General features: G+C 68.2%; 13 protein-coding genes. 1 reads left to right on the forward strand and 12 read right to left on the reverse strand.

The window, feature by feature from the left end:
* Positions 1-44: 44 nt before the first annotated feature.
* From AC1D01_RS07930 to ssuE, 12 genes are all read right to left on the reverse strand, one after another.
* Positions 45-1,100 carry a sulfate/molybdate ABC transporter ATP-binding protein gene (locus AC1D01_RS07930; RefSeq protein WP_477865511.1) on the reverse strand — a complete coding sequence of 352 codons (1,056 nt, stop codon included), beginning with the start codon at positions 1,098-1,100 and terminating at the stop codon, positions 45-47.
* Between the two features lie 10 nt (positions 1,101-1,110).
* Positions 1,111-2,013, reverse strand: coding sequence for a sulfate ABC transporter permease subunit CysW (cysW, locus tag AC1D01_RS07935; RefSeq protein WP_477865512.1), 903 nt, complete (start codon positions 2,011-2,013; stop codon positions 1,111-1,113).
* A complete protein-coding gene (gene cysT / locus AC1D01_RS07940) occupies positions 2,010-2,843 on the reverse strand; it encodes a sulfate ABC transporter permease subunit CysT (protein WP_477865513.1) in 834 nt (277 codons plus the stop codon). Before cysT ends, cysW begins: the two co-directional genes overlap by 4 nt.
* Positions 2,844-2,852: 9 nt before the next feature.
* Positions 2,853-3,881: a sulfate ABC transporter substrate-binding protein gene (locus AC1D01_RS07945; protein WP_477865514.1), complete on the reverse strand. Its 1,029-nt coding sequence runs from the start codon at positions 3,879-3,881 to the stop codon at positions 2,853-2,855.
* A gap of 191 nt (positions 3,882-4,072) precedes the next feature.
* On the reverse strand, positions 4,073-5,083 hold the full coding sequence (locus AC1D01_RS07950) for a sulfate ABC transporter substrate-binding protein (protein ID WP_477865515.1): 1,011 nt from the start codon (positions 5,081-5,083) through the stop codon (positions 4,073-4,075).
* A gap of 109 nt (positions 5,084-5,192) precedes the next feature.
* Positions 5,193-5,549, reverse strand: coding sequence for a thioredoxin family protein (locus AC1D01_RS07955; protein WP_477865516.1), 357 nt, complete (start codon positions 5,547-5,549; stop codon positions 5,193-5,195).
* 87 nt (positions 5,550-5,636) lie between these two features.
* The gene (locus AC1D01_RS07960; RefSeq protein WP_477865517.1) at positions 5,637-6,518 is read right to left on the reverse strand and encodes an ATP-binding cassette domain-containing protein; all 882 of its coding nucleotides are present in this window, start codon (positions 6,516-6,518) and stop codon (positions 5,637-5,639) included.
* 17 nt (positions 6,519-6,535) lie between these two features.
* Positions 6,536-7,285 (reverse strand): aliphatic sulfonate ABC transporter permease SsuC, encoded by a 750-nt coding sequence (gene ssuC / locus AC1D01_RS07965; RefSeq protein WP_477865523.1) that lies wholly within the window; start codon positions 7,283-7,285, stop codon positions 6,536-6,538.
* A gap of 218 nt (positions 7,286-7,503) precedes the next feature.
* A complete protein-coding gene (gene ssuD / locus AC1D01_RS07970) occupies positions 7,504-8,673 on the reverse strand; it encodes an FMNH2-dependent alkanesulfonate monooxygenase (protein ID WP_477865518.1) in 1,170 nt (389 codons plus the stop codon).
* A complete protein-coding gene (locus AC1D01_RS07975; protein WP_477865519.1) occupies positions 8,670-9,635 on the reverse strand; it encodes a sulfonate ABC transporter substrate-binding protein in 966 nt (321 codons plus the stop codon). Before AC1D01_RS07975 ends, ssuD begins: the two co-directional genes overlap by 4 nt.
* Complete coding sequence (locus AC1D01_RS07980; protein WP_477865520.1) at positions 9,632-10,615, reverse strand: sulfonate ABC transporter substrate-binding protein; 984 nt, start codon at positions 10,613-10,615, stop codon at positions 9,632-9,634. Before AC1D01_RS07980 ends, AC1D01_RS07975 begins: the two co-directional genes overlap by 4 nt.
* 70 nt (positions 10,616-10,685) lie before the next feature.
* A complete protein-coding gene (ssuE, locus tag AC1D01_RS07985) occupies positions 10,686-11,225 on the reverse strand; it encodes an NADPH-dependent FMN reductase (protein ID WP_477865521.1) in 540 nt (179 codons plus the stop codon).
* 246 nt (positions 11,226-11,471) lie between these two features.
* On the opposite strand from ssuE, the gene AC1D01_RS07990 reads away from it, so the two are divergent.
* On the forward strand, positions 11,472-12,029 hold the full coding sequence (locus tag AC1D01_RS07990; RefSeq protein WP_477865522.1) for a hypothetical protein: 558 nt from the start codon (positions 11,472-11,474) through the stop codon (positions 12,027-12,029).
* Positions 12,030-12,045 lie beyond the last annotated feature (16 nt).

Below are 12,045 nucleotides of genomic sequence, written 5' to 3' on the forward strand. Positions count from 1 at the left end.
GAGAAAACCGTTCGCCCTGAGCCTGTCGAAGCCCAGCGGAGTCCTCAGATCATCGCCGCGGGGTCCGGCAACTCGTCGCTCGCAAACCGCTGCACGCGCCGCGGCTTCAGGTGCACCTTCGAACCGGTCGCCAGCTGCAGCTTCTCGCGCAGGCCCTGGTACTCCGAACGCGGCAGCTCCACGTCGACATAGCTGCCGTCGTCTTCGCGCTTGAACTCCAGCCGCGTGTTCGGCCCGACCGTCAGCGCCTGCGACAGCGTCACTTCCAGCGTGCCGTCCTCGGCCGAACCGAGGATCTGCAGCTCATGCGGCCGCACGTAGCTCACGTCTTCGGCGGCCGTGCCCGCGCCGCTGCGCCCGAAGCGTCCGTGGAACAGGTTCACGTCGCCGAGGAACTGCAGCACGAACGGGCTGGCCGGGTGGTCGTACACCTCGTCCGGCGGGCCGTCCTGCTCGATGCGGCCCTGGTTCATCACGACGATGCGGTCGGCCACCTCCATCGCCTCTTCCTGGTCGTGCGTGACGAACACGCTGGTCACGTGCATCTCGTCGTGCAGCCGGCGCAACCAGCGGCGCAACTCCTTGCGCACCTTGGCGTCGAGCGCGCCGAACGGCTCGTCGAGCAGCAGCACCTTCGGCTCCACCGCCAGCGCGCGCGCGAGCGCGATGCGCTGGCGCTGGCCGCCGGACAGCTGGTGCGGGTAGCGGTCGGCGATCCAGTCGAGCTGCACCAGCTTCAGCAGGTCGAGCACCTTGGCCTTGATCGCGGCATCGCTCGGCCGCGTGGCCTTCGGCCGCACGCGCAGCCCGAACGCGACGTTCTCGAAGATCGTCATGTGGCCGAACAGCGCGTAGTGCTGGAACACGAAGCCGACCTGGCGCTCGCGCACGTCGGTGTTCGTCGCATCCTCGCCGTGGAACAGCACGGTGCCGCTGTCGGGCACTTCCAGCCCCGCGATGATGCGCAGCAGCGAGGTCTTGCCCGAGCCAGAGGGCCCGAGCAGCGCCACCAGTTCACCGGCCGGGATGTCCAGGTTCAGGTTGTCGCAGACGACGGTCTTGCCGAAGCTCTTCTTCAGGTTGCGGACTTCGATGCTCATTCTGGAAACCTCATTCCGAGCGGCCTTCGGCCGCCTTCTTCTGCGCGCGCACGCGGCGCTCGACCAGGTACTTCAACACCAGCGTCACCAGCGCCAGGCCGGCCAGCAGCGACGCGACCGCGAACGCCGCGGCGAACTGGTACTCGTTGTAGAGGATCTCGATGTGCAGCGGCATCGTGTTGGTCTGCCCGCGGATGTGGCCCGAGACGACGCTGACCGCACCGAACTCGCCCATCGCGCGCGCATTGCACAGGATCACGCCGTACAGCAGCGCCCACTTGACGTTCGGTAGCGTGATGCGCCGGAAGATCTGCCAGCCGTTGGCGCCCAGCACGCGGGCCGCCTCTTCCTGCTCGGTGCCCTGGGCCTGCATCAGCGGGATCAGCTCGCGCGCGACGAACGGGAAGGTCACGAACACGGTCGCGAGCACGATGCCCGGCACCGCGAAGATGACCTTCAGGTCGTGGTCGCGCAGCCACTCGCCCCACCAGCCCTGCAGGCCGAACAGCAGCACGTAGATCAGGCCCGAGATCACCGGGCTGACCGAGAACGGCAGGTCGATCAGCGTCAGCAGCACGTTCTTGCCGCGGAACTCGAACTTCGCGATGCACCAGGCGGCGGCGATGCCGAACACCAGGTTCATCGGCACCGAGATGGCCGCCGCGATGAAGGTCAGCTTGATCGCCGACAGCGCATCGGGGTCGGTGATGGCGGCGAAGTAGACGCCAACACCCTTCTTGAACGCCTCGGCGAACACGATCGCCAGCGGCACGAACAGGAACAGCGTCAGGAACGCGAGCGCGATGCCGATCAGCGTCCACTTGACCCACGCGGGTTCGGTGGTGGCTGATTGCAGGTGGCGCGGGGCCACGGCCGGGCTCGCGGCGTTGCGGGGAACGGTCACGGTGTTCATCGGCCTTGCCTCGCGCGGGTCCAGGCTTGCAGGCCATTGATCCCCAGCAGCAGCGCGAACGCACTGACCAGCATCACGACCGCGATCGCGGTGGCGCCGGTGTAGTCGTACTGCTCCAGCTTCGTGATGATCAAGAGCGGCGTGATCTCGCTGATCAGCGGCATGTTGCCGGCGATGAAGATCACCGAGCCGTATTCACCGAGCGCCCGCGCGAACGCGAGCGCGAAGCCGGTCAGCAAGGCCGGCGAGATGATCGGGAAGATCACCTTCGTGAAGGTCTGCAGCCGCGACGCGCCGAGCGTGGCCGCGGCCTCCTCGATCTCCTTGTGCAGGTCTTCCAGCACCGGCTGCAGCGTGCGCACGACGAAGGGCAGGCCGATGAAGGTGAGGGCCACGAACACGCCGAGCGGCGTGAAGCTGACCTTGAACGGCAGGTAGCGGCCGATCCAGCCGTTCTGCGCGTACAGCGCCGTCAGCGCGATGCCGGCCACCGCGGTCGGCAGCGCGAACGGCAGGTCGACCAGCGCATCGATCAGCCGCTTGAACGGGAACTCGTAGCGCACCAGCACCCACGCGACGACGAGCCCGAACACCGAGTTCATCAGCGCGGCGGCGAACGACGCGCCGAAGGTGAGCCGGTACGACGCGAGCACGCGCGGCGCGGTGACGGCGTCCCAGAACGCCGGCCAGGTCATCGTGGCCGTCTTCAGGAAGGCCGCCGACAGCGGCAGCAGCACGATGAAGCTCAGGTACAGCAGCGTGAAGCCGAGCGCCAGGTCGAAGCCCGGCAGCACGCTGTGCCGCTTCAGCAGGGTGCGGGTGAACAGCACGGAAGGCGCTTACTTCTTCGCGGCGGCGAGGATCTGGTCGTAGATCGCGCCGTCGTCGAAATGCTCCTTCTGCGCCTTGGTCCAGCCGCCGAAGACCTCATCGATCGTGAAGGTGTTGACCTTCGGGAAATCCTTCGCGTACTTGGCGAGGATGGTCGCGCTGCGCGGGCGCAGCTGGTGCTTGGCGGCGATCTCCTGCGCCTCGTCGGTCCACAGGAACTTCAGGTAGGCCTCGGCCTGCTTGCGCGTGCCCTTCTTGTCGGCCACCTTCTCGACCACCGCGACCGGGTTCTCGGCCAGGATCGTCGCCTTCGGGTAGACCACCTCGAAGTTGTCGCCGAACTCTTCCTTGATCAGGTTCACTTCGGATTCGAAGGTCGCGAGCGCATCGCCGATGTTGCGCTGCGCGAAGGTCGTCGTCGCGGCGCGGCCGCCACCGTCGAACACCGGCACGTTGGCGAAGATCTTCTGCACCAGCTCACGGGCCTGCGCCGGCGTGCCGCCCGCCTTGATCACCGAGCCCCAGGCGGCCACGTAGCTGTAGCGGCCGTTGCCGGTGATCTTCGGGTTCGGGATCACGACGCTGGTGCCCGGTTTCGCGAGGTCGCCCCAGTCCTTGATGCCCTTCGGGTTGCCCTTGCGCACCAGGATCACGGTGAGCGAGGTGGTCGGCGCCGCATTGTTCGGCAGGCGCCTGGCCCAGTCTTCCGGCAGCAGCTTGCCGCGGGTGGCCAGCACGTCGATGTCGCTCGACTGGTTCATTGTCACGACATCGGCCTCGAGGCCGTCGAGCACGGCGCGCGCCTGCTTGCTCGAGCCGCCGTGCGACTGGTTGATCGCCACGTCTTCGCCGGTCGCGGCCTTCCAGGACTTCTGGAACGCCGGGTTGATGTCCTTGAAGAACTCGCGGGCGACGTCGTAGCTGACGTTCAGCAGCGTCGGGCCGGCCGCATGGGCGGGCGCGAAGGCGAACAGCGCGGCGGCACCGATGGAGGACAGCAGGAGCGCGCGACGCGCAGCGGAAAGGCGTGAGGACATGGTGTTTCGGCCGCCAACGACGCAGCCCATGCAGATCGGAGCGGCGATGTTACGGACGGACACCGCAACAGCGAACGACTCAATCGGCGAATCCTTATGAGTTTTTTGCACAAGCGAGTTCGCGGCGGGACGCCGAAGCGCCCGCCGCGATCAATTGAAGCCCGCGCTTACTTGCGATTTAATGCTTCAGATCACTTCGAATAGATCTGGTCGAATACACCACCGTCGGCGAAGTGGGTCTTCTGGGCCTTGGTCCAGCCGCCGAACACCTCGTCGATGGTGAACAGGTTCAGCTTCGGGAACTGCTTCTCGTACTTGGCGGCGATCTTCGGGTCGATCGGGCGGTAGAAGTTGCGCGCCGCGATCTCCTGGCCTTCCGGTGTGTAGAGGTATTCGAGGTAGGCCTGGGCGACCTCGCGGGTGCCGCGCTTGTCGACCACCTTGTCGACCACCGACACCGGCGGCTCGGCCAGGATGCTGATCGGCGGGTAGACCACATCGAACTTGTCGGCGCCGAATTCCTTCAGCGACAGGTAGGCCTCGTTCTCCCAGGCCAGCAGCACGTCGCCGATGCCGCGCTCGGCGAAGGTCACGGTGGCGCCGCGCGCGCCCGAATCGAGCACCGGCACGTTCTTGTAGACCTTCGAGATGAACTCGCGGGCCTTGGCGTCGTTGCCGCCGTTGCGCTTCAGCTCGAAGCCATAGGCGGCCAGGTAGCCCCAACGCGCGCCGCCCGAGGTCTTCGGGTTCGCGGTGATCACCGAGACGCCCGGCTTGACGAGGTCGTCCCAGTTCCTGATGCCCTTCGGGTTGCCCTTGCGCACCAGGAAGATGTAGGTGGAGCTGTACGGCGTGCTGTTGTGCTGCAGGCGCTTCTGCCAGTCGGTGGGCAGCAGCTTGGCGCGTTCGGCGATCTCGTCGATGTCGTAGGCGAGGGCCAGCGTGACCACGTCGGCGTCGATGCCGTCGATCACCGAGCGTGCCTGCTTGCCCGAGCCGCCGTGCGAGGCCTTGATCGTCACGTTGTCGCCGGTCCTGGCCTTCCAGTACTTGCTGAAGGCGGCGTTGTATTCCTGGTAGAGCTCGCGCGTCGGGTCATAGGACACGTTGAGCAGCGTGATGTCCTTGGCGAGCGCGACGCCCGCCGTGGCGGCCAGTGCGAGGGAGAGCAGCGAGTGGCGGATGAAGCGAGCCGTCGTCATGAAATCGTCCTGGGTGGGCGGCCCGAAGCCGCGGGGAGGAGACGAATGGTAGGCAGCCGGCCTAACTCGCGGAACGAATCAAAACTTCCGTTCTTATGCGCTTTCTGGCTTAGGCGCTGTCGACTTGGAGGGCGCGGATCCGGGCCGGCATGCCTTCGAGTCCCATTTCGCGCACGCCGGGCAGGTTGCCCTCGGTGGCGCTCTGCACCAGGCGGGACAGCGTCTGCACATGCGGCAGCACGGTGCCGAAGAACAGCGGCCGGTCGCCGCGGGCGATCAGCAGCGTCGGGAAGTTCTCGACGTCGATCGGGCCGAGCACCTCGTCGTTGTCCTCGATGTCGACCCAGGCGAACTGCGCGTCGGGGTGCTCGGCGCGCAGGCTGTCGAACAGCGGCTCGTACTCGCGGCAGGTGCCGCACCAGGCGGCGCAGAGGCAGGCGATCAGCAGGGGTTCGGAGGCGGGCATGGCCRCCAGTGTGCCAAGAGTCGGATCAACCTGTAGCCCGKATGCCAATCCGGGATGTGTCGGACAAACCCCGGATTGGCATCCGGGCTACACGGAAAAGCGCCAGTCGGCGAAGGGCGGCAGCGTCTCGGGGGCGTCGCTTCCCGGCGTCTGCAACACCCGCTGCAGCACCCGTTCCTCCAGCGCCGCGAACGCCGCGTTGCCGCGCGATCGCGGACGCGGCAGCGCAATGCGCTCGTCCAGCGTCACGCGGTGGTCCTCGATCAGCAGCACCCGATCGGCCAGCGCGACCGCCTCGGACACATCGTGCGTCACCAGCAGCGCGGTGAAGCCGTGCCGCTTCCACAGCGATTCGATCAGCGATTGCATCTCGATGCGCGTCAGCGCATCCAGCGCGCCGAGCGGCTCGTCGAGCAGCAGCAGCCGCGGCGCGTGCACCAGCGCGCGGGCCAGCGCGACGCGTTGCCGCTGACCGCCCGACAGCACCGCCGGCCAGTCGTTCGCGCGATCGGCCAGGCCGACCTGCGCCAGCGCTTCCAGCGCGCGCTCGCGCCCATCGGCCGCATCCAGCCCGAGCGCGATGTTGTCGATCACGCGCTTCCACGGCAGCAGCCGCGCATCCTGGAACATGAAGCGCAGGTCGCTCCTGTGCTGCGCGAGCGGTGCGCCGTCGAGGCTCAGCGCACCGGCGCTCGCCTCTTCCAGCCCGGCCACCAGCCGCAGCAGCGTGCTCTTGCCGCAGCCGCTGCGCCCGACGATCGCGACGAACTCGCCCGGGTCGACGCGCAGGTCGATGCCGGACAGCACCTCGCGCTCGCCGAAGCGCTTCGACAGGCCGCTCACCTGCAGGCCGATGCCGGCCGGCGCGCTGCGGCGCGGCACCGCGGCGCTCGACTCGCGCAAGGTCGCGTCGCCGGCCGACTCGCCCGCAAACGCCATGCTCTGCAACTCGATCTGCGAGGGCAACATCGCCATCCTCTTGAACATCATTTCGCCACCTGATACGCCGGGTTCCAGCGCAGCCACCAGCGCTCCAATCCCTTGGCCAATACGTCGGCCAGCTTGCCGAGCAGCGCGTACAGCAGGATGCCGACCAGCACCACGTCGGTCTGCAGGAACTCGCGCGCGTTCATCGTCATGTAGCCGATGCCGGCCTGCGCCGAGATCGTCTCGGCGACGATCAGGATCACCCACATGAAGCCGAGCGAGAAACGCACGCCGACCAGGATCGACGGCAGCGCGCCCGGCAGGATCACGTGCCGGTACAGCGCCCAGCCCGACAACCCGTAGCTGCGCGCCATCTCGATCAACCCCTTGTCGACCGAGCGGATGCCGTGGAAGGTGTTGATGTAGACCGGGAAGAAGACGCCCAGCGACACCAGGAACAGCTTGGCCGACTCCTCGATGCCGAACCACAGGATCACCAGCGGGATCAGCGCCAGCGTCGGGATGTTGCGCACCATCTGCAGCGTCGAGTCGAGCAGCGTCTCGGCCGCGCGCCACGAGCCGGTCGCAAGCCCCAGCAGCAGGCCGAGCCCGCCGCCGATCGCGAAACCGGCCAGCGCCCGACCGGTGCTGGTGGCCACGTGCTGCGCCATCTCGCCGGACAGCAGCAGCGCCCAGAACGCCTTCACGACGGCCAGCGGCTCCGGCAGCACGCGCGTGGACAGCCAGCCGCTGCGCGACGACAGCTCCCACGCGAGCAGCACCGCGACCGGCAGCAGCCAGGGCAGCAGGCGCCGGCGCACGCCGTCGAAGGTCGCTCTAAACGGCGATCCGGATGTCCGTGACACGGTGCTGCGTCTCCGCATCAGGGTGGTGGGGTTCGATCAGTTCGAGGCGGTTGCCTCGCGCAGGCCGAGCGCGTCCTCGCAGAACGCGCGGGCCCGCACGGCGCCGCCAAGGGGAATGGGCAACTGCACGTGGTCGACGCTGCGGAAGTCGGGCATGGTGATCAGCTTTGCGAAACCTGGGGCACGTAGGTGTTGGCGACGACCTCGCCGAACGGGCCGGTGAGCACCTGGCCGGCCAGCCGTTCCCGCAGGTTCACCGGCAGCAGCGGGAACACCAGTTCGGCGAAGCGGTGCGCCTCTTCCAGGTGCGGGTAGCCGCTGAGGATGAAGTACTCCAGCCCGAGCGCCGCGTACTCCTGGATGCGGTCGGCCACCTGCTGCGGGTCGCCCACCAGCGCGGTGCCGGCCCCGCCGCGCACCAGGCCGACGCCGGCCCACAGGTTCGGCGCCACCTCGAGCCCCTCGCGCACGTTCTTCGGGTTGAACCTGCCCTTGTTCAGTTCGGCCATGCGGCGCTGGCCGACCGAATCCATCTGCGCGAACTTCTGCTGCGCACGCGCGACGGTCTCTTCGTCGAGGTGCGACACCAGTTCGGCCGCGGCGCGCCAGGCTTCGTCCTCGGTCTCGCGCACGATCACGTGCAGGCGGATGCCGAACTCCAGCGTGCGGCCGTGCTTCGCGGCGCGCTGGCGGATGTCGGCCACCTTGGTGGCGACGGCCGCCGGCGGTTCGCCCCAGGTCAGGTAGGTGTCCAGCTGCTGCGCGGCGAGCTCGTGCGCTTCGTCCGACGAACCGCCGAAGAAGATCGGCGGGTACGGCTTGTTGATCGGCGGATACAGCACCTTGCCGCCCTTCACGCGCAGGTGCTCGCCCTCGTGGTCGATCGCTTCGTTGTCGTGGCTCTTCGCGAGAACTTCACGCCAGATCGTCAGGAACTCGCGCGACAGCTCGTAGCGCTGCGCGTGCGGCAGGAACAGGCCGTCGCCCTCCAGTTCTTCGGCATCGCCGCCGGTCACCAGGTTGACCAGCAGGCGTCCGCCCGACAGGCGGTCGAAAGTCGCGGCCATGCGCGCCGACTGCACCGGCTGCACCAGCCCCGGCCGCAGCGCGACCAGGAACTTCAGGCGCCGCGTCGCGTCGATCAGGCTCGCGGCGAGCACCCACGAGTCTTCGCAGGAGCGGCCTGTCGGCAGCAGCACGCCTTCGTAGCCCAGGCTGTCGGCCGCGATCGCGACCTGCTTGAAATAGTCGAAGGTCGCGGCACGCGCGCCCTTGCTGGTGCCGAGGTAGCGCGAATCGCCGTGCGTGGGGATGAACCAGAGGATCTTCATAGGGACTTCGAAGTAGGGGACCAGACGATGTCGGCGACGCGCACCACCTGCGGGAGGAGGCCGAGCCGCGCGAACGCATCGGCCACGCGCTGCTGGTCGGCGACGATCGCCGGCGTCAGCGGTGCGGTCGGCGAGACCGGGCGGCGCGAGATGAACAAATGGGTGGTCGCGAGGCTCAGCCCGCTGAAATCGGAGATCAGCTGCGCCGCCTCCTTGCGGTGGGCCTGCACCCAGGCATCGGCGCGGCTCAGCTCGGCCAGCAGCGCCAGCACGGCCTGCGGGTGCTGCTCGGTGAGCGCGCGCGACGCGAGGTAGAACGAGTTGTTGCTCGACAGGTCGCGGCCGTTGGCCAGCACGCGCGGTTTCAGGTCGAGCTCGACGGCGGCGTAGTACGGGTCSCAGATCGCCCAGGCGTCGACGCTGCCGCGCTCGAACGCGGCGCGCGCGTCGGACGGCGCGAGGTACACCGGCTGGATGTCGGACCACTGCAGCCCGGCGCGGTCGACCGCGCGCACCAGCAGGTAGTGGGCGCTCGACCCCTTCTGCAGCGCGACCTTGCGGCCCTTCAGGTCGGCCAGCGTCTTCAGCGGCGCATCGGGCTTCACGAGAAGGGCCGACGACAGCGGCTTCGGCGGCTCGGCGCCGACGTAGCGCAGGTCCTTGCCGGCGGCCTGCGCGAACACCGGCGGCGTGTCGCCGGTCAGGCCGAACTCGAGGCTGCCGACGGCCAGCGCCTCCAGCAGCTGCGGCCCGGCCGGGAACTCGATCCACTTGACGGTGCTGGCCGGGAAACGCTTTTCCAGTGCGCCCTGCTGCTTCAGCACGACGAGGTTGACGGCTGCCTTCTGGAAGCCGATGCGCAGCTGCGCGGGTGCCGATTCAGCCGCATGCGCGAACCCCGGCAGCGACACCGCGGCCGCGCCGAGGCTCGCCTGCAGCAGTTCGCGTCGCGTGAAACTCATGGCGTGCTCGCGGTCTTCAGCGCCGTCGGCAGCGCATCGGAGATGCGGATCGCCTTCGGGATCAGCTTCAGTTCGAAGAACGCATCGGCGATCTTCTGCTGCTGCGCGGCCACGGTCGGCGTGATCGGCACGATGCCGTAGGCGAAGCGGCCGGCGGCGACTTCGGCCACGCCGATGTCGAGCCCGATCTGCGGCGCGAGGAAGGCGGCCACCTCGCGGCTGTTGCCCTCGGCCCAGCGGTCGAGCCGGGCGAGCTCTTCGACGATCGCGCGGATCACCTGCGGCTGCTTGTCGGCATAGGGCCGCGATGCGAGGTAGAACTGGTGGTTCGAGACCAGGCCACGGCCATCGGCGAGCACGCGCGCGCCGAGCTGCTTCTCGGCCGCGGCCAGGAACGGATCCCAGATGACCCAGGCGTCGACGCTGCCGCGCTCGAACGCGGCGCGCGCATCGGCCGGCGCGAGGAACACGGTCTGGATCTCGCCGTACTTGATGCCGGCCTTCTCGAGCGCCTTCACCAGCAGGTAATGGACGTTGGAGCCCTTGTTCAGCGCGACCTTCTTCCCCTTCAACCCGGCCACCGAGCGGATCGGCGACTCCTTCGCGACGACGATCGCCTCGCCGGCCGGTGCGGGTGGCTGGTTCGCGACGTAGACCAGGTCGGCGCCGGCCGCCTGCGCGAAGATCGGCGGTGCTTCGCCGACGGTGCCGAAATCGATCGAGCCGACGTTCAGGCCTTCGAGCAGCTGCGGGCCGGCCGGGAACTCGGTCCACTTGACGTCGACGCCCTGCGGCGCGAGGCGCTTCTCGAGGTCGCCACGCGCCTTCAGGATCGTCAGCGTGCCGTACTTCTGGTAGCCGATGCGCAGCTCGCTGCGGGTCTGCGCGAGGGCCGGGCCGGCGACGAGGCCGAGGGCCAGGGTCAGCACGAGGCCGAGGCGGCGGCGCGTCGAGAACAGCGAGTCGATCCGCAGGTTCATGGTGGTACTTCCGGAGGTGGACGAAGAAGGATAAAGACACCCCGGCCCCTTGCGGCGCCGGGGTGCCGAATCACCCGGCGTTCATGGCAAGCGGGCGAGGAGACAAGGGTTGCAGCGCGCGGTCGAGGCGTTCGACCAGCGCGTCATCGGGAACATAGCCACCGGATTCGTGCGGCACCAGCTGCGCATCGGTGGCGAACACGCCGTCGAGGATGTCGCGGGCGCCGAGGGCGGACAGCACCGGCTTCAGCGCGTAGTCGAGCGCGAGCAGGTGGGCGAGGCTGCCGCCGGTGGCCAGCGGCAGCACGGTCTTGCCGCGCAGGCCGTCGGTGGGCAGCAGGTCGAGGAACAGCTTCAGCAGGCCGCTGTACGCGGCCTTGTAGATGGGGGTCGCGACGAGCAGCAGGTCAGCGTCGCGCACCTCGTCGAGGGCCGCGCGGATCGGGGCGTTGCGCGCATCGGCGTGCAGCAGCGGCGCGGCAGGCAGCTCGCGCACCGCGATCAGGCGGCTGGTGTCGGCCGTGCCTTCGAGCCTCGTTTGCGCGAGCTGGAGCAGCCAGCCCGAGCGCGATCGGAGCGAGGGACTGCCGGAAATGCTGACGATCTTCATGGCGGGTCGGGCGGGGTGGTGCCCGGTGATGACGACGAGCCGCCACGATAGGGACCGGTGCATCGAACGCCAACGAATGAAAGTGGGTTTGCTTATTGGCTGGGCGCATAGGCACCCACAGCCATCGCTTTTCGAGAACCCGATATCTCGGGAATGTGACCCGGACATCTTTCACCTGACGTGGCCGGCGCGAGTTCACGAGACTGCGCGCTCGCAATGCAACCGCCAGATCAGGGAGAAGAATAGATGAGCATTCGACGCCTTTCGTGGCTTCGCGCCTGGGGCACGGCCTTGGCGGCCCTGTGCTGCACACCCACCGCGCTCGCCGAGCCTTGCCCCGGCACCGAGCCAGGCCGCCATCGACGCGGCGACCTGAAATCCATCACCACGCCGGACGGCAAGGTCACGATGTTCACGGACTACGACGCCAACGGTCTGCTGCTGCGCAGCGTTTCCCCCGACTGCGTCGTGACGCTGAACACCTACGACCTGCGCGGCCGGCTGCTGAGCCATACCGAAGGGCCGCACACAACACGCTTCACCTACGACCCGGTCGGCCAGCTGACCCGTATCACGCTGCCGGATCAAACCTGGCTGGGATTCGACTACGACGACGCACACCGTCTCGTCGCCCACTACGACAACACCGGCAGTCGGATCGAGTACCAGCTTGACAAGGCCAGCCAGCTGATCGGTGAGCGGGTGAACGACCCGGATGGCAGCGTCCGGGCCATGCTGGTGCGCGGCATGGACGCGTTGGGCCGGGCGCAACGCAGTGTTCGTCCTGGAGCGACACAGCCATGAAGACGCTGCTGCTGGC

This window comes from Rhizobacter sp. P3_B12 (genome assembly GCF_056402895.1).